General features: G+C 45.5%; 25 protein-coding genes. 6 read left to right on the forward strand and 19 right to left on the reverse strand.

Going from position 1 to position 25,810, the window contains the following annotated elements; all coding sequences use genetic code 11:
* Nucleotides 1-78 precede the first annotated feature (78 nt).
* Nucleotides 79-1,692: a glycoside hydrolase family protein gene (locus tag ACP2WE_RS00250; RefSeq protein ID WP_425213614.1), complete on the forward strand. Its 1,614-nt coding sequence runs from the start codon at nt 79-81 to the stop codon at nt 1,690-1,692.
* 74 nt (nt 1,693-1,766) lie between these two features.
* Here ACP2WE_RS00250 and lspA read toward each other — a convergent pair whose 3' ends face one another.
* The 3 genes from lspA to mnmA form a co-directional block, all read right to left on the reverse strand.
* Nucleotides 1,767-2,234: a signal peptidase II gene (lspA, locus tag ACP2WE_RS00255; protein WP_425213615.1), complete on the reverse strand. Its 468-nt coding sequence runs from the start codon at nt 2,232-2,234 to the stop codon at nt 1,767-1,769.
* Nucleotides 2,235-2,336: 102 nt separating this feature from the next.
* Nucleotides 2,337-2,510, reverse strand: coding sequence for a CAB/ELIP/HLIP family chlorophyll-binding protein (locus tag ACP2WE_RS00260; RefSeq protein WP_425213616.1), 174 nt, complete (start codon nt 2,508-2,510; stop codon nt 2,337-2,339).
* Nucleotides 2,511-2,744: 234 nt separating this feature from the next.
* The gene (mnmA, locus tag ACP2WE_RS00265) at nt 2,745-3,800 is read right to left on the reverse strand and encodes a tRNA 2-thiouridine(34) synthase MnmA (RefSeq protein ID WP_425213617.1); all 1,056 of its coding nucleotides are present in this window, start codon (nt 3,798-3,800) and stop codon (nt 2,745-2,747) included.
* A 142-nt stretch (nt 3,801-3,942) separates the two neighbouring features.
* On the opposite strand from mnmA, the gene ACP2WE_RS00270 reads away from it, so the two are divergent.
* Nucleotides 3,943-4,779 carry a class I SAM-dependent methyltransferase gene (locus tag ACP2WE_RS00270; protein WP_425213618.1) on the forward strand — a complete coding sequence of 279 codons (837 nt, stop codon included), beginning with the start codon at nt 3,943-3,945 and terminating at the stop codon, nt 4,777-4,779.
* Between the two features lie 123 nt (nt 4,780-4,902).
* On the opposite strand, the gene ACP2WE_RS00275 is transcribed toward ACP2WE_RS00270, so the two are convergent.
* From ACP2WE_RS00275 to ACP2WE_RS00335, 13 genes are all read right to left on the reverse strand, one after another.
* On the reverse strand, nt 4,903-7,059 hold the full coding sequence (locus tag ACP2WE_RS00275; protein ID WP_425213619.1) for a lytic transglycosylase domain-containing protein: 2,157 nt from the start codon (nt 7,057-7,059) through the stop codon (nt 4,903-4,905).
* Between the two features lie 253 nt (nt 7,060-7,312).
* On the reverse strand, nt 7,313-7,732 hold the full coding sequence (gene arfB / locus ACP2WE_RS00280) for an alternative ribosome rescue aminoacyl-tRNA hydrolase ArfB (protein ID WP_425213620.1): 420 nt from the start codon (nt 7,730-7,732) through the stop codon (nt 7,313-7,315).
* Nucleotides 7,732-8,730 (reverse strand): NAD(P)/FAD-dependent oxidoreductase, encoded by a 999-nt coding sequence (locus tag ACP2WE_RS00285; RefSeq protein ID WP_425213621.1) that lies wholly within the window; start codon nt 8,728-8,730, stop codon nt 7,732-7,734. Before ACP2WE_RS00285 ends, arfB begins: the two co-directional genes overlap by 1 nt.
* A gap of 564 nt (nt 8,731-9,294) precedes the next feature.
* Nucleotides 9,295-9,708 (reverse strand): 30S ribosomal protein S9, encoded by a 414-nt coding sequence (gene rpsI / locus ACP2WE_RS00290; RefSeq protein ID WP_425213622.1) that lies wholly within the window; start codon nt 9,706-9,708, stop codon nt 9,295-9,297.
* A 3-nt stretch (nt 9,709-9,711) separates the two neighbouring features.
* Nucleotides 9,712-10,179: a 50S ribosomal protein L13 gene (gene rplM, locus ACP2WE_RS00295; RefSeq protein ID WP_330483471.1), complete on the reverse strand. Its 468-nt coding sequence runs from the start codon at nt 10,177-10,179 to the stop codon at nt 9,712-9,714.
* A gap of 85 nt (nt 10,180-10,264) precedes the next feature.
* Nucleotides 10,265-11,077: a tRNA pseudouridine(38-40) synthase TruA gene (gene truA, locus ACP2WE_RS00300; protein WP_425213623.1), complete on the reverse strand. Its 813-nt coding sequence runs from the start codon at nt 11,075-11,077 to the stop codon at nt 10,265-10,267.
* A 102-nt stretch (nt 11,078-11,179) separates the two neighbouring features.
* Nucleotides 11,180-11,611: a 50S ribosomal protein L17 gene (gene rplQ / locus ACP2WE_RS00305; protein WP_425213624.1), complete on the reverse strand. Its 432-nt coding sequence runs from the start codon at nt 11,609-11,611 to the stop codon at nt 11,180-11,182.
* A 72-nt stretch (nt 11,612-11,683) separates the two neighbouring features.
* Entirely contained in the window at nt 11,684-12,637 is a 954-nt protein-coding gene (locus ACP2WE_RS00310) for a DNA-directed RNA polymerase subunit alpha (protein WP_330483474.1), read from the reverse strand.
* A gap of 129 nt (nt 12,638-12,766) precedes the next feature.
* Complete coding sequence (rpsK, locus tag ACP2WE_RS00315; RefSeq protein ID WP_330483475.1) at nt 12,767-13,162, reverse strand: 30S ribosomal protein S11; 396 nt, start codon at nt 13,160-13,162, stop codon at nt 12,767-12,769.
* Nucleotides 13,163-13,370: 208 nt separating this feature from the next.
* Nucleotides 13,371-13,754, reverse strand: a complete 384-nt coding sequence (rpsM, locus tag ACP2WE_RS00320) for a 30S ribosomal protein S13 (RefSeq protein WP_330483476.1) — start codon at nt 13,752-13,754, stop codon at nt 13,371-13,373.
* A 479-nt stretch (nt 13,755-14,233) separates the two neighbouring features.
* A complete protein-coding gene (locus ACP2WE_RS00325; protein WP_330483477.1) occupies nt 14,234-14,839 on the reverse strand; it encodes a LabA-like NYN domain-containing protein in 606 nt (201 codons plus the stop codon).
* Nucleotides 14,840-15,202: 363 nt separating this feature from the next.
* Nucleotides 15,203-16,786, reverse strand: a complete 1,584-nt coding sequence (gene metG, locus ACP2WE_RS00330; RefSeq protein ID WP_425213625.1) for a methionine--tRNA ligase — start codon at nt 16,784-16,786, stop codon at nt 15,203-15,205.
* Between the two features lie 108 nt (nt 16,787-16,894).
* The gene (locus ACP2WE_RS00335) at nt 16,895-17,830 is read right to left on the reverse strand and encodes an ABC transporter permease subunit (RefSeq protein ID WP_425213626.1); all 936 of its coding nucleotides are present in this window, start codon (nt 17,828-17,830) and stop codon (nt 16,895-16,897) included.
* Between the two features lie 272 nt (nt 17,831-18,102).
* Between ACP2WE_RS00335 and ACP2WE_RS00340 the strand changes: the two genes are divergently transcribed.
* Nucleotides 18,103-18,345, forward strand: coding sequence for a thioredoxin family protein (locus ACP2WE_RS00340; protein ID WP_425213627.1), 243 nt, complete (start codon nt 18,103-18,105; stop codon nt 18,343-18,345).
* Nucleotides 18,346-18,357: 12 nt separating this feature from the next.
* A complete protein-coding gene (locus tag ACP2WE_RS00345) occupies nt 18,358-19,356 on the forward strand; it encodes a permease (protein ID WP_425213628.1) in 999 nt (332 codons plus the stop codon).
* A 169-nt stretch (nt 19,357-19,525) separates the two neighbouring features.
* Here the strand turns inward: ACP2WE_RS00345 and ACP2WE_RS00350 are convergent, their stop codons facing one another.
* From ACP2WE_RS00350 to ftsH, 3 genes are all read right to left on the reverse strand, one after another.
* Nucleotides 19,526-21,097, reverse strand: coding sequence for a YcjF family protein (locus tag ACP2WE_RS00350; protein WP_425213629.1), 1,572 nt, complete (start codon nt 21,095-21,097; stop codon nt 19,526-19,528).
* A gap of 188 nt (nt 21,098-21,285) precedes the next feature.
* Nucleotides 21,286-22,080, reverse strand: a complete 795-nt coding sequence (locus tag ACP2WE_RS00355) for a sulfite exporter TauE/SafE family protein (RefSeq protein WP_425213630.1) — start codon at nt 22,078-22,080, stop codon at nt 21,286-21,288.
* Nucleotides 22,081-22,253: 173 nt separating this feature from the next.
* Complete coding sequence (ftsH, locus tag ACP2WE_RS00360; protein ID WP_425213631.1) at nt 22,254-24,119, reverse strand: ATP-dependent zinc metalloprotease FtsH; 1,866 nt, start codon at nt 24,117-24,119, stop codon at nt 22,254-22,256.
* A 367-nt stretch (nt 24,120-24,486) separates the two neighbouring features.
* On the opposite strand from ftsH, the gene cynS reads away from it, so the two are divergent.
* Both cynS and ACP2WE_RS00370 read left to right on the forward strand, forming a co-directional pair.
* Entirely contained in the window at nt 24,487-24,927 is a 441-nt protein-coding gene (gene cynS, locus ACP2WE_RS00365; RefSeq protein WP_425213632.1) for a cyanase, read from the forward strand.
* Nucleotides 24,928-25,086: 159 nt separating this feature from the next.
* The gene (locus ACP2WE_RS00370; protein ID WP_425213633.1) at nt 25,087-25,803 is read left to right on the forward strand and encodes an actin-binding WH2 domain-containing protein; all 717 of its coding nucleotides are present in this window, start codon (nt 25,087-25,089) and stop codon (nt 25,801-25,803) included.
* The last annotated feature ends 7 nt before the right edge of the window (nt 25,804-25,810 follow it).

A 25,810-nucleotide genomic window follows, 5' to 3' on the forward strand; every position in this document is an offset into this window, starting at 1 on the left:
CATCGTCAAGTTTGACACATTCTAAGCTATGCTTGCGTCTTTATTGCTGTACGACAGGCAGGAGTAAAGAGCAAAAGAATGCAACAATTTGTAAATCGCCCCATCCATCAAGGCATCAATTATCAACGCATAAATCGCCAAAATGGCATAAAAGTAGCCAATCTTCTCTTCCTAGCTTGCAGTTCCTTTCTTTTTCTAAGCCAGATCTCAAACCGACCCCAAAATGCCCTTGCTGGAGCTTTACCTGAGACAACGCTCTGGGGCAAACCGACCTGTGATGTCAACAAAGCCGAGATCGCGCAAAAAAACGAGTTACGTAAAGCTGCATTCACCACCAATCCAAAACCCAAGTCTAAGCAGGAATATGGGGCAATTTTAGCGAAGCATAAGATCCAATTAGAGCAGTGCCGCGATCGCACTTGGCCGAAAACCGAAGCCGTCTGGATTAGGCTATATCCCAATGATGCCAAACCTGGTGTGCTAGAGGACGTGCTCGATCGCGTTGTCAATCGCGGCTATAACCAGATTTTTGTCGAAGTCCTATACGATGGGCGGGTGCTGTTACCTGTGGCTGACAATCCTACGCCTTGGCGATCGGTGCTAGAGGAAGCGGTAAAAGGGGGGGAAGTAAAGCCAGACTACGACCTATGGGCAGAAACCGTTCGCCTCGGCAAGGAACGGGGCTTAAAAGTCTATGGTTGGTCATTTGCCATGAATTTTGGCTATGGCTATGGGGAAAACCGAGATCGCACCGCTGTGTTTGCTTTAAATGGAAAAGGTGAGAATAGCATTGCCAGAACCCAATTCGATCCCATGCAATTTGCCAAGGGTCGTGCTTTTTATGAAGATGCCTACGAGCGCGATCATCTGTTTGTCGATCCTTACAATGCCCAAGCCAGAACCGATCTAACGACTGCGATTGAAGCCTTAAATAAAAGGCAACCCGATGGCATGGTTTTCGACTACGTTCGCTATCCCGCCAACTTTGCTGGTACTTCTCTGGTCAACAATGTCAAGCAACTATGGATTTATGGCGAGGCTTCGCGGAAAGCCTTGCTCAGCCGCATTCCAAACCCTGCGATTCGGAAATTGATGGCGCTATTTTTAGAGACTGGCACTGTCACTGCGAACGATATCATCAATATTGAAAACGGCGACAAAAATTCAGCCCAGTCCTTGCGAGATAAAACTTCAGACCCCGTGAGAGCCGCAGAACTTGCCCAAAGAATGCTGTGGCAGCTAGCCACCAACCATGCCTACAACGGTGTCATCGATTTTGTGGCTTCTGTCGCTTTGCCCCTCAGCCAAAATCGCGTTCCCGTGGGAACTGTGTTTTTCCCCAATGGAAATCGCGCGGAGGCAGGAGGACTTGATATGCGCATGCAAGCTTGGGATCGTTTCCCCATTTATATGGAACGACATCCTATGACCTATGCTATCTGTGCCGATGGAACCTGCGTAGCCGATCAAGTATCGCAAGTCCTACGTCAATCGTCCCCACAAACCTTAGTCTGTCCGATCTTAGCGGGTGCTTGGGGACAAAGCTTTAGAGAACATCCTAGCTTTGAAGTCCAAATGCAAGCGATCCGACAAAAGGAAGCAAAAATCAACTGTGTCAGTCACTTTGTTTATGCTTGGATGGAGCCTGAGTCCGATCGCCTACGCAAAGCAGGGCTGGCAACGGGGCAATAGCACTATCTCCGATGAGAGCAAAACCTTCGCAATGGATTCTCTGGTTCCAAGGAATCGTTCGATCGTCCTTGCTATCAGCTCGATCGCTTGGGGCTAGCACTGCGCAACACAGCAATCATCAGACAAACCAAACCGACATTAATACTGATATCCGCAATATTAAATACGGGAAAGCGAATCAAGCGAAAATCTAAAAAGTCAACTACATAGCCACTGACAAAGCGATCGATCCCATTCCCCATTGCCCCTGCCAAAATGCAGCCATAGCCGACCTGCTCCCAGCGATCGAGCCCATTATGCCAAAGTCCTAGCCCAATCAGAACGACACTAACCAGAAAAGAAACCCATTTTAGCCCATCAGTGTGACCGCTAAAGAGGCTGAATGCCGCGCCAGTATTGACTGCATAGGTTAAGTGAAACACCCCTTCCCAGAGAGGGTGTGTGCTAACTCCTTTAAGATGTTGTACGGCAAAATATTTTGTGGCTTGATCGAGGAGTAACCAGGTCGAAGCTGCAATCCAGAAAAAAAGGTTCTTGATCATGCCCAAGCTAAATTGTTCAATCTAGTTTCGTTAAGTCTTTGTCCATGCGAAATAATCACTTACGCATTAACATTGCATCAGCGTTAATGCGTAAAGCCCTGATTAAGCAACATTAATCAAGCCTAGCCATGCCAGCACGCCTTGTCCTGTGACAAATTCAATCACAACCGCTAACAAAAAGCCGATCATCGCAGCTCGCCCATTTAGACGCTCAGCATAGGTATTAAACCCAAACTTTGGATCGGTTGCTTGGGGAGTTTGTGTAGGTTCAGTCACGATCGATATGCTCCTATGCTTGTCGAGTTAAGATTTGTTATTCTAGGCTACTATTTTAACGCGAGTTCGGGATCGGAAAACCTGAAACCCTATATATCTGCTGGTAGTTTTCACCAGTTTTGCTGACAGTGAGTGAGCATTAAGAGCGATCGCGTACCGCTAGTAGGTGAAAGCCCAGTACAAAGCCAAAGAATAGTCAAATAAACAACGGGAACTGTATTCAGTTTTTCTTCCTTATAGTGGCTCGATTAAACCACCGCCCAACAACAAGTCACCTGAATAGAACACCGCCGCTTGTCCGGGCGTAATACTAAACTGCGGTTCGTCAAACACAATGCGAGCGCGATTGGTTTCACAGGGAACAATTGTGGCTGGCGCAGGGGGGGTACGATAGCGAATTTGCACCTCTGCCCGAATTGGACTCGTTGCAGGAGCGAGAGATACCCAGTTGATCTGATTAATCGTACATTCCTGTGCTTGAGTTTCCGAGCGATCGCCCACAATTACCTCATTTCTACCTGCATCAATTGCCACGACATACAGAGGATTTGCTGCTGCTACGCCCAAACCTTTACGCTGACCGATCGTGTAATGATGCGAACCGTCATGTTCGCCCAAAATATTGCCTTGCGTATCGACAATATTACCTTTGCGCTGATAAATGTATCGATCGAGAAATTCTCGCATTGAACCATGGGCTTCAATCAAGCATAAATCTTGGCTTTCTGGTTTTTCGGCAGTCGTCAGTCCAAACTGTGTAGCAATCTGACGAGTTTCGGCTTTGGTGAGTTCGCCTAATGGAAACACGCAATGACCGAGATCGGTTTGCGGCACTTCATATAAAAAGTAAGACTGATCCTTGGTGCGATCGACAGCACGATACAACTGATAACGTCCAGAATCAGGATCGAAATTTATGCGGGCATAGTGTCCCGTAGCGATCGTCTTAATGCCTAGCTGTTCCCTTGCATATTGCAACATGGGGGTAAATTTTACGGCTTTGTTACAGCGCGAGCAGGGCAGAGGGGTATTGCCTGCCGCATAGCCTGTCACTAGATAGTTAATAATGTTTTGCTCAAACACATCGCGGCTATCGACAATCTCATGGGGAATGTTTAACTGTTCGCAAATTTTAGCGGCATCGACCATACCATCCGAACAGCATTGCCCCTTACCTCGCATTAACCATAGGGTTAAGCCAGTCACGTCATACCCCTGCTGATGCAATAATGCTGCTGCAACAGAGCTATCTACACCGCCTGACAAGCCAACAACTACTTTTTCCACCATAACTTTAAGTTCAGAGATTGTGACACTACTTTGAGTGCGAACCCTATTGTAACTACTCTAGCAATAGAATTGGTTTATTCGGTCAGAATTACTACCTTGTGCAAATTAACAAGTCACTATACCTAACTACATAGGGGAGCTAATGAAAATCTCTGAGTGCTACAACTGTGGATCGAGGCAACATACCTTCTATGCTGAAGAGAACGGCTTCTCATTAGTGAAGTGCGACCAATGCGGGCTCTTGTTTGTTGAGAATCGTCCAGACGATCGTGAAATCTCTCAAGCGCACAAACAAGGGAAGCATGTTGGCGTCAAGGAATTTGATGTGACGGGTAGGTTCAGACCGAGCAAAATCCCCCAATATCTTAAGGTGCTGGAGAATCTATTCAAAGGAGATTTAGGCAGTAAAAAAACATGGCTGGATATTGGTTGCGGACATGGAGAATTTATGACAGCCGTTCAAAAATATAGTTCTGGGAAAGTTACCGTAAAAGGAACGGAGCCGAACGTCCACAAACAAGAATCGGCAATAAGCCGAGGTTTAAATGTCAGCTATTTCGACATAGAGTCGCACGAAGAAAGATACGATGTCATCTCCATGTTAAACGTATATTCCCACCTTCCCGATCCACCTACGTTTCTAAGGTCGGTGAAAAAATTATTAAACCCAGGAGGAGAACTCATTTTAGAGACAGGAGATGCGGCAGGTTTCTCAGCAAACGATCAACCTCGTCCCTTCTGCCTACCCGATCATTTGAGTTTCGCATCTGAAGATATCTTGATAGGAATTTTGGCGCGACTGGACTTTGAGATTCTTAGAATCAATAAGTACTCTTTTATGCAATTTGATTTAAACAGTATGGCTAGAGAACTTGTCAAAGCTATTTTGCCCCAATATAAATCCAGAATAGGATACTACTTGAAGTGGAAAATGTACGCTCAGACAGATATGTTCATTAGAGCAAGAATAAAAAGCTGAAATTGGTATAAATCATCTTGTATGCGCGATAGCCTTTCTCTCGCTACAAAGCAACTTCCCATAGGGTAGGGAAGCACTCCACAAATAGATGGGCTTGGTCTTTTTATGCCGAACTCAGGGTAGTTAATTTTTCCCAGAGACATTTAGCCTAGAAGACTGCAACTGACCGATCTGTTGCTGTACTTGAGGTGCATAGATGCGCAAGTAATTCCAATAGTTGCTAAATACCCGTTCCACATACCCTCTGGTTTCCTCATAGGGAATGTTATTGACGAACTCATCAGGATCGCCTAGTCCCCGACTTTCTACCCATCGCCCGATCGCCCCAGGTCCCGCATTATAACTAGCTACCGCCAGCATGGAATTATTGCCGTTGCGCTGGTGGGTATAGTCCAAATACCAAGTACCAAAATTGATATTGTCTTCAGGGTTGCTGAGCGAATAGCCCTTTACACCCTTCTTACTAGCAATCCATTCACCCGTATCAGGCATAATCTGCATCAAGCCTACTGCCCCCGATCGCGAAAGAATCTGTGCTTCAAACCGCGATTCTTGCCGCATTAGACCCAATACTAACGCAGGAGGAAGTCTTCGTTCCTGCGACCAATTTGCGACTTGATTCCAATAGGGGAAAGGATAGAGGCTCTGCCAATAGATCGGCTGTTGCTGCAAAATTTTAATTTCGGCGCGTTCGGCAGCACTGACATCGATCGTATCAAGGCTCTCTAACTTACGAATACCCTGAAGGTTGTCATTCACCCCAACCCGAATTACACCATCCGTAAAGATTTCCCTTGGGGTCAAGCTGCGTTTGCCTCTCGTCTCAAACTGCCAGCGATCGCTGGCATCCTGATTCATCCCCAAGATATATAGTTCTTGGAACTGCGCTGAGCCTGCGGGTAAGCCCGTGCGAATGCTAGGGAGGCTGAGTGGAAGATTGATATTTCGAGCCGTGGTAAAGTCTCCCACTTGCCAGCCTAAATAACTTGCCGATCGCCAAGCGAAATAAGAATCTGGGTGCTTGCGAATGGCAAATTCAAACAACTGTCGCGAAGCGTTGCGATCGCTGATGCGAGTTGCCCATTTTCCACCCCAAAAACTTGCTTCTGCCGCGATCGCACTGTCGGGAGCATTATTCGTTAAAATCTGAACGGAAGCGATCGCCTGCTTGAGATTCCCCGCATTGGCATGACCTTTGGCAATGCGCCAGTAGATCTCTCCTGCTTCGTTGGTGTTGGGAAAGCGACTTAACAAGAGATTTCTCGCCACACTCGCCGCCTGCGGACTGCCCAGTTTATCTTGCAGCAAATCGGCTTTTTCGATCAGCGCTTCTGCTGCCGTATCGGGATAGCTTGCCACAATCCGATCTGCAACAGTCACCGCTTGACTGGGGTCAGCAATTTGCATAATCCGAATTAAAGCTCTTGGTGCTTCAGGACTTTGAGCATATTGCTGGGCGACGCGATTGTAAGCTCCTAGAGCTGCATCAATTTGTTTGCCGCGATGCAAACTACGTCCAATACGATAAGCCGTAAAAGAGTTGGGTGTGGCTCTCAGATAGGCGTTGGCTGATTTTTGAAATTCAAAATTGTCGTAATAGGCATCTGCCACCGCCCACCACTGATCTGGAGTTAGCCTTGCCCCACTATCGACGAGGCGATTGAGCAAAGGTACGATCTGCTTATAGTCATTGAAATAGAATGCCAAGTGAACCATTAGATCGGTACGCTGAGGATTTTGACTTAAGCCTGACAGCGCTACACTGAGCGATCGCGGGTGAGAAGGAAATTTTTGTAATAGCTGTTGTGTTTGCCCCGTCACAAACAGGGCTTCTGCGGCTACGGGACTATTGGCATAGTTGGTAAGAATCTGATTCCAAACGGCTTTGGCAGCATTACCATCTCTGGCTTGGGTAAATGCTTGCGCCCGTTTGAGCAGGACATATTCGGCTAATAGAGGATATTCTTTTTCTAAGCCTTCGAGGGCTGCGATCGCGGCACGAGGATTTTTATTGTCTAGGTAAAGATTGGCTAGGGTCAAGCGCGATCGGCTCCGCTCTAAGCTTGCCTCATTTGCCTTGGCTTTGAGTTCTAATTGCGCAATGCGTTGGTTGTAGGGTAAAAAGGTTAACGGGTCAAAGGGTTTGACATTGCCAAAATTGGTTAAACCTGTGGCACTGGCAGAGGCGTTGGGATTTAGCTCAGAGTTTAGATTTGTGGGTAAGGGGGCACTAGATCCTGCTAGTGTGGCACTTAGAGCGATCGCAATTGACCAATTCATGAATTTTTTCATCTCAATCCGTTTGTCTCGTGGGCGATCATAGCACCACAATCAAGCCCCTTTATGAAGACTTGACGAATTTCTATGAATTCATCTGCCCCATGTCAATTCGTAGATAAAGCTGTAATTTTTTAAATCCGAAGTCAAAAATCTCCACGCCTGTATGAAAGCCTCCAGTATTTACGGTTATGCCCTCGCAAGATTCTTAGAGCGCGATTGAGCAGTCCGTGCCCCAGCAACTTTTTCGAAACACTCAATCCAAATCAGTAATGCTGGCTCTTAAGGCTTTAATTTCGCCACGCTTGGTTTTACGATCGAGCCGTCTGCTTTGAGCGCCGCGTGAGGGCTTGGTAGGTTTACGCTTTGTTGGCAAGATCGTCACACTTTGAATCAAGAGCTGGAGGCGTTTTAAGGCATCTTCTTTATTTTGTTCTTGGGTACGGTGCTGTTGGGCCTTAATGATAATCACGCCATCTTTTGTGATGCGGCGATCGCTTAAATTCAACAGTCGTTCCTTGTAGATCGGCGATAGGGAGGATGCGTTGATATCGAAGCGCAAATGAATTGCCGTAGCGACCTTATTCACATTTTGACCGCCTGCCCCCTGCGATCGGATGGCGCTAATACTAATTTCCTCGATCGCGAGGGCGGTGTTTTTGGTGATTTGGAGCATTAGGGTGCGCTGTCCTTGACATGCTCTTCCCAGCGACGGGGCGGCGAACTGCGGCGAATGTCTCGCCAGATGCCCGTTGCAGCTAATGTGCCATCTGCCACGGCGATCGATATTTGATTGAGACCTTGTTTAAGATCGCCAAGGGCAAAAATTCTTGGATGAGAAGTACGACACATCTCGTCAGTGACTAAATTCTCGCCACTGCGCTTGAGATCGATCTCTTTGAGATAGCCATTATGATAATGCGATCCCATTGCCACCAGACCCGTCTCTAATTCAAGCTCTGAGCCATCGACAAAACGCACACCTGTCATGTTGTGGTCATGTCCCAAAAATTTGGCGATCGGCTGTTCGTAGAGTGGATAGCCATGTTCGGCAAGCTTCGCACGCATTTCGGCTCCGACTTCGCAAGTGCCGTGGGTAATCACGCTGATATAGGGGGTGAACCAGTTGAGCACAAAGGCTGTATTGATCGCAGCTTCAGAGCCAACAAATAGACCGCACCGTTTATCGCCAATTTCATAGCCATCGCAAATCATACAGACGTGAAGGTTATAGCCTGCATAGTCATAGACATTTTGCATGTCTTCTAACTGGGGCAATTTATCAATAATGCCACTCGCCGCTACAACATACTTGGTACGAAACGTAGCATATTCACTATTTTCTTTGCCAATTTTAACTTTGACGGCAAAGGTTTCACCCTCGTCAGTAACTTCTTCGACAAAGCCCCGTAAATAGTCACCGTCAAGTTCTAGAAAGCGATCTTGCCCGTCTTTTAGTAAGTCTCGCCCAGAGGTGTCATGGGACAGTCCCAAATAATTCGTCAGATTCTGCATCCAAAAAGAACGACCTTTACCTTTCTCGATCACGAGGCAAGAAAGACGGTAACGCGCCAGATAAAGCGCTGCTGATAAGCCTCCTGCCCCACCACCAACAACGATCGCGTCATAGATGCGATCGAGCCTTTGTGACAGATTCTTTTTCGCAAGTTTCATAGTAATTCTATAGCTGAGAAAAATTTTTCGTTGACAAGATATTTTCTGGGAGTTGACTGATAAGAATCTTTATAGGATCGATATTTTGCCTGACATGGAAGCAAATACGGCGATTCCACAGAATTGACAATTGATTAAGGATTGCTAAATAAACGTGAATTCGGGATAAGAACATCTAAAATTTCTGATCTAGTAGTCGATTTTTCTGATCTCTTCATAATTCCAAATCCGCCTAGATAAATCCTTCCTAATTTATCTAGATAATCAGGGCAGCACGCACCATCCACTGCCCCTACGAAAATTGGGTAGGGGCGATGGATGGTGTGTGCTTGCCCTGCTCCCTTATATAACCAATATTTTGTCTCAAAATCTTTATCCCAAATTCACGTTAAATAAAGGTAAAAGACTATTGAGAATTATTATGGCTTAACTCAGATTTTGCCGATATCTTTCTTAAGCTCTAAATTGCCCCCTATTACCTAGTCTACAGATAGGTCTTTTAATCAAAAAGCCTGCATAGGCAGGCTTCTGAAGCTTTTGTGTAATTTGCTAAAGCAAACAAGATTAACGCTTTGAGTATTGAGGCGCTTTGCGGGCTTTGCGCAAACCGTATTTTTTCCGTTCTTTAGCGCGGGGATCGCGGGTAAGGTAGCCTTCTGTTTTGAGAGGCTTGCGATTCTCAGGGGCTAACTCACATAGGGCACGAGCAACACCTAACCGAATCGCATCTGCCTGTCCAGTAACCCCACCACCATGAATATTGACCAGAATGTCATACTCATTTTCTAGACCCAAAGTTTCTAGGGGAGCTTTTACACCAGCAATATAGCTGGGGTTAAATTGCAAATAGAGATCGCCTGGTTTGTCATTGATCGTAATGCTGCCACTACCTGGCACCAAACGAACTCTGGCAACAGCGGTCTTACGACGACCTGTGCCCCAGTAAACCGCGCGATTAGATTGATCGGTAGCTTGCATAGGTTATTTCTCTCCAGGAATAGTATTGATCGCGAGGGTTTCAGGTTGTTGAGCGGCATGGGGATGACTGTCGCCACTGTAAACCTTGAGCTTGGTAAATAGTTGACGACCAAGAGTGTTTTTAGGCAACATACCTTTAACAGCAACCTCTAGAGGACGTTCTGGTACGCGTTTGATTAGCTTATCAAAGGTTTCTTCTTTCATCCCGCCAGGGCGACCAGAGTGACGTCTGTAGAGCTTTTGAGAAGTTTTTTTGCCAGTCAGAGCGATTTTGTCTGCATTGATTACAACCACAAAATCACCCATGTCAAGGTGAGGTGTGTAAGTAGGCTTGTTTTTGCCGCGTAAGATCATGGCGATCGCGCTAGCAAGACGACCTAAGCGTTGACCAGAGGCATCAACGAGATACCATTTTTGGTCTGGTTTCTTAGGTAAAAAGGTTCTGTTTTCGTTAAAAGAGTTATCTGTCATGGGATTTCAGTCATTAAGTAAAAATCAGGAATCAAGAACGAAAGACTTTTTAGAGTTGGGCGAGAAGTGCTTTACTTCATCTCTTCTAAGTAATCATCGTTAGCACCTCTCGGTTAGCAACCTCTTGCTTGAAGAATGGACTATTATCATAACCCACTCCTAACAAGCAAAGTCCTTGAGGCGGGGCAGCATACTTCACATCATTACGTCGCTGCTGTTGCCAAATATTTGTAAACTCTGCCACGCTCAGACGCGATCGCCCCACCTCCACAAGTAGCCCCACTAACAGGCGGATCATGCCATAGAGAAAGCCACTGGCTTGCATCTCCATAAACACAAAATCCCGTTCGCGCCAGCACTTGGCTTCTTGAACCGTCAACCAAGCATGGGGACGTTTTGAACCCGCACGCTGTAATGCCGAAAGATTTTGTTCTCCTAGCATCGGCTCAAGCGCTGAGTGCATGAGTTCCTGATCGAGGGTGTGGAGATAGTAGTGCCAACTGTAATCTCGCACAAACAGATTGGGAATTGCCGCCGTAAAGATGGTGTAGCGGTAACGCCGCCAGACAGCAGAAAATCGGGCGTGCCAGTTGCTAGGAACCCCCACAGATTGCCGAATCAGAATGTCTCGTGGCAAGTAACTATTGAGTATTTTTGACCAACGGTCTGGTGGCACAGGACTATGGGTGTCAAAGTGCGCGACTTGAGCCAAGGCATGTACGCCTGTATCCGTCCGTCCCGCCCCATGTAGCACCACAGTGTGTCTGCAGATTTGTGTCAAGGTATCCTCAATCGTTTGCTGTACGCTCTGATGATTTGCCTGTCTTTGCCAACCATAAAAATGCGTGCCCAAGTATTGAATGACAAGGGCAACTCTCCGAGTAGGGAGAGAGGGCATGGGTAGAGGGTCAACGTGAATCATAGTAGTCAACAGACAAAAGACAGAACCTTCTGCCTTGAGCGCGATCGCTTCGGGTGTTTCTAGAGGATGGTTTGTAATTTAAACGAGCTGGATGATTGCCATTTCAGCATTGTCACCACGGCGAGGCACTGTGCGCAGAATGCGGGTATAACCCCCTTCGCGATCGCCATAACGGGTAGGAGCTTGCTCAAACAACAAATCGACGAGGCGCTTCACCTGCTCATCGTCTGGAAGTAGCTTGGTTTTGGCAGTACGCATTTGGGGCTTAACAGGTTCCCCTTGCTTGACGGACTTGTTATAGAGATAGGCCAGCACTTGACGACGCGCGTGAAGTGAGCCGTTTTTGGCAAGGGTAATGATGCGATCGGTTGTAGCACGAATCGCATCGGCTCTAGCTCTGGTTGTTTTGATTTCACCTCTGAGGATCAGATCGGTGGTAAGCGTGCGAAGCAGGGCTTTACGCTGATCGGCTGGTTTGTTGAGTTGGGGAGTTTTACAACGGTGACGCATGATTTTCTTAGGGTCTAGACTAAAGTTTCAAAGATTTTTGGTGAGTACCAAAGATTTTTATACGGACTTGCTTTATACGGGCTTGGGGGTCTTAGATTCGGGCAGGGTTAAACCGAGATGGCGCTTTAGAGCCTCAATCACCTCTTCAGCTGACTTTTGACCAAAGTTTTTGATCTCTAGCAAATCGTCCTGGGTGTACTCTAAAAGATCGGCCACGGTATTGATCTGAGCGCGTTTGAGACAGTTATAAGCTCTGACCGAAAGCTGCAACTCTTCAATATGAATTTGTTTGGTTTCATCTTGATCGTCTGATGGCTCAGGACGAGAGGGAACCAAGGTGATTTCTTGTAAAGGCGAGAACAAACCTACCAAAACGCTTGCAGCTTGGCTTAGTGCTTCTTGAGGCGTAATACTGCCATTTGTCCAGATCTCAATACTGAGGCTCTCTTTGTCAACACCCTCACCAATTCGAGCATCTCTGACATCGTATTTCACCTTATTCACAGGCATAAATACCGCATCAATCTTGAGCGAATCAATTGGGGAATTGTGATCCTCTTTAGAACGGTCAACAGAGCGATAGCCTTTGCCTTTCTCAATGGTTAGCTCCATCTCAAGGGTTGCCCCTTCGCAAAGGGTAGCAACGTACTGATCGGGATTGACTACTTCTATATCAGAAGGCAAAGGGTGAAAATCTCCTGCTGTAACGGTTGCAGGACCTCTTGCCATCAAGCGCACAATTTGAGGTGCAGAACTGTAAGACTTAAGTACTAATTCTTTTAAATTTAAAAGGAGATCCAGTACATCTTCACGCACGCCTGGAATGGTAGCAAACTCGTGGTTTACTCCAGCAATACGAACGACAGTAACAGCCGCACCTTCCAGATTAGAGAGTAGTACTCGCCTCAGGGCATTACCGACTGTAATTCCTTGCCCTCTTTCCAAGGGTTCCAGTACAAATCGGCTGTACTGGCTGTTGGTCTTATCCGTATAAGATTCAATACACTCAACCTGAAATTGTGCCATTTTTTCACCGATATAGTCTGAACAAGTAAAAATAGAAGCCAGAAATCAAGAAAAAAGCACCAATGCCTTTCTTGTTTCTTTGTCTGGTTAGATACTCTACCTATCTAAATACCACTGACAGTCCAAGGATTAAACGCGACGACGCTTGGGTGGACGGCAGCCGTTGTGAGGAATGGGTGTAATGTCGCGGATCAAAGTAATCTCTAATCCAGCGGCTTGCAATGCTCTAACAGCTGTTTCCCGCCCAGAACCTGGACCTGTCACCATCACTTCTACTTGGCGCATCCCTTGTTCCATCGCTCGTCTAGCTGCGGATTCGGCGGCAGTTTGCGCGGCAAAAGGAGTGCCTTTCTTGGCACCTTTAAAACCACTGGCACCAGCAGAAGACCAAGAAATCACATCTCCGCCCGTATCAGCAATTGTAATAATGGTGTTATTGAAAGTGGACTGCACGTAGGCAATCCCATTGGGTACGTTGCGCTTTTGCTTGCGCACTCCAGTCCGACGCGTTGGTTGGCGAGCCATAGTTTAGTTCTGAGCCTCAGTAGTTATTTCAGTAGGTTTTATGGGGATGTTTTAACAGATGATTACCCAACGTTCGATCGAGCAGTTAAGGGTAGGTCATCAGTTATTAAGCCAGAAACTATGTATGTCACAAGTTGCTGACCTAGTTGAGATTTGAGTTGAGATTTGAAATAGGCAGAGATTGTCAATGACAATGTAAATCCAAACTCTATTTCTTAGCAGGAGCTTTCTTCTTACCTGCAACCGTACGACGACCACCACGTCGAGTCCGAGCATTGGTTCTTGTACGTTGACCGCGTACAGGCAACCCTAATCGATGTCTTCTACCTCTAAAGGTACCAATATCGACTAAACGCTTAATATTCAAGCCCTCTAGGCGGCGCAGATCTCCCTCAACTTGATAGTTGGTTTCAACCTCGAAACGTAAGGCAGTTACCTCAGCGTCATCAAGATCTTTAACTCTAGTGTCAGGGTTAACTTTTGTAGTTGCCAGAATCTTCTGAGCACTAGAGAGCCCTATGCCAAATATATACGTCAACCCGATTTCGACGCGCTTTTCACGAGGAAGGTCTACCCCAGCAATGCGAGCCACTATGTCATCTCCCTAAAATTATGTTGAATCTATTTTTTGCCGACGCATGTTGACGTTTCCGTGGAAACGCAGTTTACGGCGAACTCTATAATATATTAACTACGGTCGTTTGTGTCAACCTTATGCATTTAATGATGCTAATTTCTGAATTTAATCGCAACAGACTAAATTTTTAAGCGCTGATTAAAGCTCGTGCAGATTAGGCTTTAAACGCCACAAGACAACAAAGAACCTTAAGCCAAATATAACAGTACTCAGACTATTTTTAGACTGGACTAATTATATCAGGAGCCTAAGTTGTTGATTTGGGCGATAAAACCTAGAGAATCGATCGCGTAAGCTCCAGTCAACCCCAATGCCTAACAAATATAAAAATCCTTACAAAAATTACTTGAATGCCACATATCCTAAAATCTACCTAAATGGGTAGTTCGAGATAGGAATCACGCGAAGGTTTTTGTAAGGATCTTAAGTTTTGCTTAAATATCATTCTCAAGCGTTGCTACCCCTGAAATTGGGCGATAGGTATAACCGCTATTGTGAGGTCTTGACACTTTCATAATGTCTTCTTTGATTGCCTCTAAGTCAATGTAGCGATCGGCTACGTTGATCAGATGGTCGCTCGTCATAGAACGCAGGCTAACAACTTCTACCCGCACGCCTCGATAGCTAGTTGCGTCTACAGCATAGGCAAGATCGCCATCCCCACTAACGAGAATCGCCGTATCATACGAGCCGACCAAAGCCATCATGTCTACGGCTATTTCTACATCAAGGTTAGCTTTTTTAGAACCGTCGGGTAGTTGGACTAATTCTTTTGAGATCACACGGTAGCCATTCCGACGCATCCAGAGTAAGAAGCCCTGTTGTTTTTCATTGGTGCGATCGACCCCTGTATAGAAAAATGCCCTTAGAAGTCTTGAGCCTTCAGTCAAGCGCCATAAGAGTTTGGTGTAGTCAATCTCGATCCCCAGTTGTAATGCCGCATAAAACAGGTTGGAGCCGTCAATGAATATGGCGATCCTCCCCCGATTTTCCATCACTTGCTCTGGTGTAAATGCAGAGTCATTTTCAAAATTTAACATTGGTTTGCCTATAAAAGTTTTGTTAATAAAAGTTTGATATTAAAGCTAATGACTTCTAAATATGTAGATCGATCGTTGATACTTTCGATCGCGCGTTTGTAATCGCTCAAAAGTTGTTTGTGATTGGGGTACGTATGGAGTATTGGCGATCTATATATGGGAAACAGACGACAAATCCAGAAAATAAAGTATCAATTCCTAGACTGAGACTATATTTAATACTTTGTTAAAACCAAATATTCACTAATATTTTTAATTAATTGATGGGTTAATCAATCGATCGCAGGTTCAAACTAAGTAACTAAGTAGAGTATATCATGTAAGTAAATATGCCTAGGTGCGTATAAAATACTAGATTGCCCCTTAAACTTTTTGAGAATTGGTGGCTGCTTGAGTCTCAATCCGCTGAAAAATTGGCGTTGGTGAGTGTAAAGATGCCCCTTCGGTTAGTATTCCCCACTTGCAATGAATCCAATCAGGTGGTAAAGCTTCTTGAAAATCTAATCCAAGTTGACGATAAATCTCCGAACTTAGTTTCGGGGTGACTGGCGATAAAAGGTAGGCAGCAATGCGGACGGACTCTAAGATCGTATATAAGACCTCATTGACTTCTGCCTGCTGTCCTGCCTTAAAGAGTTTCCAAGGAGCCGCATCATCAATTAATTTGTTGCATTTCCAGATCAAATCTAAAATATTGTTGCAGGCAGATTGAAAATCAAGATTGCTGTAGTTGTCGGCGACGCGATCTCCCAACGAACTAGCAGTCTCAATCACCGATACTACCAATTCACGCAATTCACTCGCTGTAGAAACGGGTACAACCCCATGACAATATTTGCCGACCATGCCAAGGCTGCGGTTGAGCAAATTACCTAGGCTATTGGCTAAATCGGCATTGACGATCGCGATAAACCGTTCTTCATTGAAATCTCCGTCGCGACCAAATTCGATTTCCTTAAGGAAATAATAACGAACGGCATCCGCCCCAAAGCGTTTGACCAGATCGTAAGGATCGATCGTATTGCCCAGGGTTTTGCCCATCTTGAGCCCATCTTTAGTCAGTAAGCCGTGACCAAAAACACGTTCGGGGATAGCTAACTCTGCAGACATCAACATAGCTGGCCAATAAATCGCATGAAAGCGCAGAATGTCTTTGCCAATAATATGCACCTTGAAGGGGAACCAAGTTTTGAGGGCGTTCTCTAGGGTAGGTTCATCTTCAGGGTCGAGTAAAGCAGTGATGTAGCCCAGCAGGGCATCGAACCAAACATAGATGGTATGGCTGGGATCGGTGGGCATTGGGAAGCCCCAATCTAGGTTGACGCGAGAAATGGAAAAATCGGTTAAACCCTGTTTGACAAAACCTAGAACCTCATTGCGACGAGCCTCAGGTTGAATGAAATCGGGGCGATCGCGGTAGAGCTGTTCTAATCTGTCTTGATATTTGGACAGCCGAAAGAAATAGTTGGCTTCATCGCGCCACTCACAGACAACGTTGGTATGAATCGGACAGCGATGCTCGTCGAGCAGTTCTCTTTCTTCTTTAAATTCTTCACAGGCAACACAGTACCAGCCCTGTTGTTGGCTCAGGTAAATATCGCCTGCCGCATAGACCCGCTGAAAAAATTCATTGACGATCGCTTGATGTCGCGGTGCTGTGGTTCGAGAAAAGCGATCGTAGCGAATATTTAATTGCTGCCAAAGGGCTTCAAATTCACTGACGACGAGATCGCAATGCTCTTGAGGGGTGCGATTGAGTTTTTCGGCAGAGCGTTGAATTTTTTGCCCGTGCTCGTCCGTACCTGTAATGAATCGGGTTGGATGCCCCTTGAGTCGATAAAAACGTGCCAAAGCATCCGCCGCAATCGTGGGATAAGCACTACCGATGTGAGGGAGAGCGTTTGCATAAAACAGGGGAGTGGTCAGTGCGACGGGTTCAAGGGACATAAGGAAGTACGTAAAGTTGAGAAAAAACTTAAAAGCAAAAACTGGAATATAAACTATCTCTAAGATTTTAGGCGCGATCGCACTGCCTTAGCGGGTTTTATCTGATTTTTATCGTTCGACAAACTGTACTCGTCGATTTAAGAGGTTCATGCCACTTGAGATGAAGAGGCTTATACCCAAGTAGATGCCCATCAACAATAGAACAACGTTTACGGGTCTGCCTGTTTGGTTGAGCGTCGTGGAGGCGATCGCATAGACATCCTCAAAACCAATCGCGATCGCGAGGCTAGAGTTTTTGGCAATATTCAAATACTGGCTGGTCAGCGGCGGAATAATCACGCGCAAAGCTTGCGGCAACACGATCAAACGCATCACCAGTCCAGATTTTAAGCCTAGGGCTTTGGCAGCTTCTGTTTGACCTTTGGGAATAGCTTGGATGCCGCCCCGCACAATTTCAGCAATAAACGCACTGGAAAAGGTGGTTAACCCAAACACCAAAGCAGAAAACTCTGAGGAGAAGGTCGTTTGGAACCAAGGTAGCTTTACACCTTCGATCGATAATGATATCGCCCCTAAATTAATCGGTTCGCCAGTCTTGGGGAGAGATAGAAAAACTGCTGAATACCAAAAAAAGAGTTGCAGGAGTAGTGGCACATTCCGAAACAGTTCGACGTAAACAAGCGCGATTTGACGCAGAAGCCAATTTTTAGACAACCTAGATACGCCAGCCGTAATCCCAAAAACGGTAGCTGCTACTACCGCCACCACGGAGACCTTGAGCGAATTGAGCAGACCAATTACTAGAGCGCGACTATAGCTGTCAGAGGGTTGATAGGCGATCGGGGTTTCGCGCAGATTAAAAGAAGCTTGAGAATTGAGAAAATCAAAACTCAACTCAAAGCCCAAATTTCGTAGATTTCGCCTCAGGTTTAGCCAAGCAGCCGTAGCGATCGCGATCGCCAAAATCGCAAACACAATTTGCAAAGCAGTGCGCCAATTCCAAAGATGTTTAAAGTGATTAATGCTGTTAGAGCGACTGACCATGCTTGACTCACTGTTTAAAAAACTAGAGCGATCGGGTTTCGTTTGATTATTTTTACATACAACTAAATGTTATTTGGCAAGCCTAAATTCAGCGATGAAATATCACTCGAGAGGAGCAGGTTCACTACTCGGCATGGTTTTCACAAAATAGGAAGCCTAACTGTCCTTTCGGCGTTTTTGGCAATGCGTACTTTGAGCAAAAGGTTTAAACAATCTGTAGCTTAGCTTGATTAATCTAAAATAGAAATAAAACAACAAAAAGGAGAATTACTATGGATACCGTCAAAATCGAAATTTTGGGTACGGGCTGTAAAAAGTGCCAACAGTTAGAGAAAAATGCTAAACAAGCAGTGGCGAATCTGAATCTCGCTGCCGAGGTTCTGCATATTACCGATCCTGTGGAAATTGCCATGCGTGGCGTAATGTCTACCCCCGCAATGACCATCAATGGCAAGGTTGTCAGCAAAGGGCAAGTAATTAGTGCAGAGCAAATTCAACCGCTATTGCAACGTTAAAGGGATAAAACCATGTTCGATCCGTTTTATCCCTTTGATTGGTTAGCAACTCAGATTGTCACAAAGCTTTTGGGGCTAGAAATCGCCTCACATTTAGGCTCAAGCCTACATTTCTTCCTTTACGATGTGCCAAAAGTTTTAACTTTGCTGATTGTGATTAGCTTTATTGTTGGAACATTTCAGAGTTTTTTAGAACCAGAGCGAGTACGTTCTTTGTTAGAAGGAAAGCGCACTTTTGCTGGGAATGTTTTGGCAGCGCTCGTGGGAATTGTCACTCCATTCTGTTCTTGTTCGGCAGTTCCTTTATTTATTGGATTTTTAGAAGCAGGTGTTCCTTTAGGCGTAACTTTTTCCTATCTGATGGCAGCACCAATGGTGAATGAAGTCGCTGTAATCCTATTGTGGGGATTATTTGGACTTAAAGTAACGCTGATTTATATCGGTTTTGGTGTTGGCTTAGCGATCGCTTCTGGATATATCATCGGACTTCTTAAACTAGAAAAATGGGTCGAACCATTTGTTTGGGAACTGCAAAGATCTCGTCAAGGTATGGTTCCCGATGATGAAGACAATCTGGAACCCGTTGCGCTGACTTGGAATCAAAGATTTGAGCAAGGCAGATTTCAATCTAGCGAAATTGTGCGATCGGTGTGGCTTTATGTGGTTGGAGGGATTGCGATCGGCGCAGGGATTCATGGTTATGTGCCGACCGACTTTATTGTCAAATATGCGGGTGTTCATAACCCTTTAGCAGTGCCACTTGCCGTAGTTTTGGGCGTGCCACTCTATGCGAACATCGCGGGCGTGATGCCAATTACCGAAGCTTTAGTCAATAAAGGAATGCCTATGGGTACAGTTTTAGCTTTTACAATGGCAGTAACAGCACTATCTCTTCCTGAAATCGTGATCCTTAAAAAGGTACTGCGTCCTCAACTGTTAGCCGTATTTGTTGGTCTAATGACAGTTGGTATTATCAGCATTGGCTACATATTTAATGCTCTACTTCTGTAACTCAATGTGAGTTCTATAAATGCGCTTTACGCCGCACAAAGCAAAGACACAAAGCCAACCAGCTCCTGTCATAAAATAGGAGTAGATGATCATGGCATCAATTACACCAGCCACTATGGTTTACGGATCAGCTGACATTTTCCCCAATTCGCTTGTAGAAAATCTACTGCTACTTTGACTTGTCAATTTTTGATAATTGCATGACGCGATTTACTGCTTCTTGAATAAAAGATTTGATGAACTCATCGCGGCGGTTGAGTTGAAACTGACGTTGTACGACCTCGGCAATACCACCATCGCCCCAATCTTGATTGCGGCTGAAATATTCAATAAAACTTTTCCCTGCAATGCGCGTGAGATAGGCAGCCGTTACACCTTGCACGGTGGCTTTGAGTAGCAATCCCACAATTGTTAAAGAAATTGCAGTCGAGACAATCTGCACGACGCCTTTAACAATCCCCAGACTAACTAAAGTGCGTGTTAGCGAAGAGGCTAATTCCTTGCCGCGTTCTAAATTAATATCAGCGCCATAGACCTTGCCCAGTTCCACCACCATTTGCGCGTTAATCGCGGCGGTTGCCAGCAAGTCCACCACAGGCAAAGGCGTAGCAAACACTACCCCAGCTACCAACCATTGAAATTTCTCAACAACTTTTTCCGCTTCTGCTTGCCGTTGGGTATTGATAATCCGACGTGCCTCTGCTCCTAAACGTTGAGATTGCAAAAGTACGTTATCTGCAATCAACTCGTCGGCTTCGTAATTAAGAATATCCACCAACTGGGTCAAAAGCGGTTTAAGTTTCGGTGATGGCGTAACGATTTCTCCCGAATCTAAAGTAAGCGTGGCTGGACGTGCGGCGATCGCCACCACATCTCCAGGAGCAATAAACGAAACCACGCGCTGGCGTAGCTGGGCAAGAATGGACTCGCGATCGCTTTTGGTAAAGCGGTCAACTTTGTTAAACACCAATAGGGTGCGCTTACCGATCGCGGTGAGAGCTTTGAGCGCTTCATATTCTGATTGGCGCAGGTCGTCATCCACGACAAACAATAATAAATCTGCCTCTGTTGCCAATAGTCTTGCTTCTTGCTCGCGATCGCTACCGATCGCACCTGCCTCCAAGATCCCAGGGCAGTCAGTAATAATCACGGGGAATTCTAGATTTTTAAACCTGACGGGGGCATAGGTTTCGCCAATCGTCGTGGTTCCCATCACCGCACCGACCTCACCTTTGGGAATCGCCTCAGCAGAATTTTTATCTACAGCTTTATCTACAGCCTGTGCCTCAGCCAGTAGCGCGTTCACCAGTGAAGTTTTGCCTGCGGAGCCAACGCCAAACACAACCACTTTTAACTCTAACCGCGTAAAACTATCACGCAAATCTTCGGAGCGTTCGAGCAGAGATCGCTTGGTAATCTCATCTTGAATTTGCTCTAACTGCTGCTGAAGCGCTGCAATACTTTCTTCGGCAGCTTCAACTTTATCGGTAGAAACCTCTGGCTCGGGACGTTTTTTCTCTGGTTCAGTCCCAAAGATACGCAAATACCGCCAAATGGCTATAAATAGCCCAAAAAGCAGGGCAATCAAGAGCAATACGCACAACCCTGCCAAAATTGGCGAAGCCGTAGCAATGAGATTGTAAATTTGTAAGATGCGATCGAGCAAAGCCACGGCAAAGGAAACAATTAGCCCAATACCGATAAATAACAATAGCGATCGCAACCAAGGAAATCTTGCCATTGCCCTATCCTACATGGAGAATTTTGCGAATTGCTTCACTTAGATTATCTCTAGCACATTTTTTGCTGCCGAGCATTGTCCAGACTATAGCGCTCCTATTTGATACATGAGAAATTCTTTCCTCTGCATTGAGCGTAGGGGCAATTCATGAATTGCCCCTACGCTCATCATGATTAAATCGGAGCGTGTCAAAGCCAAAGATGCATTAAGTCACGTTGTCCCCATAGTAGCCAAAAACCACTGACTACCATTGAGGTTAAAACTAACTGGCGAAACTGTTGGGCATTCATATAATTCTCTAGAATATATTTACCCAAAAAATTAGCTGGAATTGCTACCAGCCCAATTACCAAACCCGCTCCAATATTATCCGCTGACAATACCCCAAAGATTCCATAGGTAATAATTTTAACCAAGTGGATAATGACCATGTGAATAGCTTTAGTGGCAATCAACTGCTCTTTGACCAGGCCATAGCCTAGGTAAAATGGGTTTAAGACGGGACCAGTTGTACCAACGAGTCCAGAGACAAAAGCTTTTAGGAATCCAGCGGGTAAGATATACCAAGCTTTTAGTTTTGTTTGTGGGGCGGGAATCTCGTTTTTAGCTTTTAGGTCTAGTTCGGGTTTCTTGTCCGATTTCTTTTCGATCGCAAAGCCAAAAACACTGATTATCAGAAAAACACCAATCAGGAGTTGCAGCCAATCGAGATGAATTTGGGTAAAGGTATAAGCCCCAAGGATTGCACCTGCGATCGCTCCAGGTGCGTACCAAAATGTCAATTTCCAATCAATATGTCGCCAAAATAGTGAAATGCGATGGGCATTCCCTAAAAACATGCCAATCGTAATCACAGGGGGTACGGCGGCAGCTCCCAACATGACATTCACCAAAGGGATGAGTATAAACGGGCTACCACCGCCAGCGAGGGTACTAACCACCCATGCAAAGAAACTGATTATGGCTAGAGAAATTATTGACATGAAGTGACAGTCGATTTGAAGTCTGATTTAGCTTCATTTTAGTTAATTTTGCTGAAACTGGGGGTATAAACCGTAGCCGATTATGGATAAGAGATAAAAATGCCCCCTAGTTAAGTAGGAGGCATTTAGAAAAGGGTTTAAGAAATCTCTGATGAAAATTGCGGGCAAGTGGTCTAGAACGTAGCAGCTAATCTGAGTTCGCTTGTGTCTAAGATTTCCTGTAGCTCATCAGAGTCAACGGTTTCACGCTCGATTAATGCTTCTGCAATCTTGTCAAGCACATGGCGGTTGTCTAGCAAGAGTTGCTTCGCCAACCTGTAGGCGCGATCGACCAATTGACCGACTTCATCATCGATCATAGCTGCGGTTTCTTCGGAAAAGTCGCGTTCGGCAGCAATCTCACGACCGAGGAACATATTGCCGCTAGAACGCCCCAAAGCCACAGGCCCCAATTTTTCGCTCATGCCGAAACGCATGACCATCTGACGCGCGATCGCTGCCACCTGTTGCAGATCGCTAGAGGCTCCAGTTGTAACTTCTTCTTCACCAAACACAATTTCTTCGGCTAGTCTGCCACCCAAAGCCACTGCCATTTGATTTTGCAAGTAGATGCGGCTTTGCATCCGATCTTCGGTAGGTAAGAACCAAGTCAAACCACCCGCACGTCCGCGTGGAATAATCGTGACTTTTTGAACGGCATCGTAATCAGGCAGTAAAGCACCAACCAAGGCATGGCCTGATTCATGGTAGGCAACCAACTTTTTGCGCTTGTCGCTCATCACCCGATCTTTCTTTTCGGGCCCAGCCAAGACGCGATCGACGGCATCATTGATTTCGTCCATCGAGATCTCAGTCAAGTTGCGACGAGCCGCCAAAATCGCAGCTTCGTTCAGCAAGTTAGAGAGGTCAGCACCTGTAAACCCGGGGGTACGACGGGCAATCTTTTCGAGGTCAACATCTTGTCCTAAGGTCTTGCCACGGGCATGAACGCCCAGAATTTCTAAACGGCCAGCAAAATCGGGGCGATCGACCACAACTTGGCGATCGAATCGACCTGGGCGCAGCAAGGCGGCATCAAGGACATCAGGACGGTTGGTTGCTGCGATGATGATGATACCCGTGTTGCCCTCAAACCCATCCATTTCGGTGAGCAGTTGGTTGAGGGTTTGCTCGCGCTCGTCATTACCACCACCGAGTCCAGCACCACGTTGGCGACCGACAGCATCGATTTCATCAATAAATACAATACAAGGTGCGTTTGATTTGGCTTGCTCGAACAGATCGCGCACTCTAGAAGCACCAACCCCTACAAACATTTCGACAAACTCTGAGCCAGATATGCTAAAGAAAGGCACGCCAGCTTCACCAGCGACGGCACGCGCAAGCAGGGTTTTACCAGTTCCGGGAGGCCCAACTAACAGGACGCCTTTAGGAATCTTGGCTCCGACTGCGGTAAAGCGATCGCTATTTTTGAGGAAGTCTACAACTTCAGTTAACTCTAGTTTGGCTTGTTCGATGCCTGCAACGTCGCTAAAGGTAACTTGGGTTTGTGGCTCCATTTGCACTCTGGCTTTGGACTTGCCAAAATTCATCGCTTGGCTACCAGGACCGACTTGGGCGCGACGCAGTAAAAAGAATAGTCCCACCAAAAGTAAAATCGGCAAGATCAAACTACTGAGGGTTTGAAAGAGTGCGCCATCATTACGGCGGGGTGCAACATCAAATTCGATATTGTTGGTGCTGAGCGTTTCGCTAAATGTGGGGTCGTTGGGCAAGTTTACCCGCACCTTTTTACCGCCACTATTAGGTACAGTGACTTCTGCCCAAGAGCGATCGGTGCTAAACGTGACTCTAGATACACCCGGGGGCGTCTTTTTCACTTCCGCAATAAGCTTACTGTAGCGCCATTCACCTTGAGGCTGGGGCTGACTATCGAGTAAAGCTGCACCGAGCGTAATCACCACGATCAATAACAGTGCGTATAAACCAAAACTCTTCCACTTTTTATTATCTTTGTTATTATTTCCGTTATTTTTCACTGCTACAACTCCATCAGAGGGCTATTCTTTAATTTTAAAGAATTTAATTATTAACTAATATTAACCTAATGAAATCCAATGTGCCTGAACATCAGTCTTAGGGACTATCTGCGCTAAATTTCAAGAATTTTGACAATGGTCGTTATACCAATTTCTCTTGAAATTGCGACAGATCGGGTTTTGTGTTCCGCGCGGAGCGCGGTCTTTTCAAAAAGATGCGTTGCATCACTTTTTGAAAATGGTATTACTTAAAATTTTAAGTGCGATCGCAAAATTGAGCGAGATGAACCATTCGAGCGCCAAAATCAGATTACGCTTGGGTTGATTTTTTTCAAACCCTTGAACGCGATTTAATTGCGAGGATATTATGTCGATTCCAGTCTTGACCCAAAAACTTTTAGCAGCAAAGAAAGCAAAGGGATTAAGCTTTGCAGATTTAGAGAAGGTCTTAGGACGCGATGAAGTTTGGATTGCCGCTTTGTTTTACGGTCAGGCAACTGCATCTAAGGATGAAGCGAGTAAACTTGCGAGTCTCTTAGAGCTTGAGCCAGATGCAGTTGCCGAACTCGTGAGTTATCCCTTAAAAGGTCTAGACCCAGTTGTTGCTGTCGATCCTTTGCTGTATCGTTTCTATGAAATTTTGCAGGTTTACGGAATGCCCATGAAGGAAGTTATTCAGGAAAAGTTTGGAGATGGGATTATGAGTGCGATCGACTTTACGCTGGATATTGAAAAGATTGATGATCCTAAGGGCGATCGCGTTCAGGTGACGATGAATGGCAAGTTCTTACCCTACAAGAAGTGGTAACGGATTTAATTTCAATGGATTTGGATGATGCGTAACGCATCGCTAACCCATCATCCAAATCGCCAATTCACAACTGAAGTGCCACAACTACTTCTAAGGAACTTGTTACCCTCAAAAACGTCCGAAGGGATCGAGAAAAATTTCAGACCTTGATACTTTATGCCATTTTTTTCAGTTCTTATTGCATTACTTAGCGATCGCGATCGATTTATTGAAGAAATCTATGACGGCATCAAAATCAATACTAAAATAGTGGGATTGTTAGTATGTAGCTCCATATTTTTAGCAATTTATGGCGGCTTGATTGGTGCAGTTAGTTCTTGGATGCAGGTTTTATCTTCAGCGGCAAAATTGCCATTTTTATTCCTCATCACTTTAGCAATCTGCTTACCAGCGCTTTATTTCTTTAATGTCTACTTCGGCGCGAAAACCCGTTTAGACCAATATGCTGCAATTTTGCTTTGCGCTGTGACCATTACAAGCACATTACTATTTGGTTTTTCTCCCGTTACATTATTTTTCTTGATTACGACAGACAACTATTCTTTTTTCCTTTTATTAAATGTAGCAATATTCACATTGACTGGACTGATTGGAGTTTACTTTCTTTATCAAGTTTTGCTGCCAAAGGTTGAACCTCTTACCTTAGATCAGGCTTTAGCGAGAGCAGATACTTTAGTTGATAAAAATCGCAAGGTTCGCATATCTATTTTAAAGTTCTGGCTTGGGCTTTATGCATTTGTTGGCAGTCAGATGGCTTGGACGCTCAGACCGTTTTTTGGTTCTTTTGGCTCTAAATTCGATCTTTTTCGTCCCCGTGAAGGAAATTTCTATCTGGCAGTCTGGAATTCCATTAGGCAAATGTTTTTCCAATAAATCTGAG

Origin of the sequence: Tumidithrix helvetica PCC 7403, assembly GCF_965232925.1 — a bacterium.
Lineage (GTDB): Bacteria > Cyanobacteriota > Cyanobacteriia > Pseudanabaenales > Pseudanabaenaceae > Tumidithrix > Tumidithrix helvetica.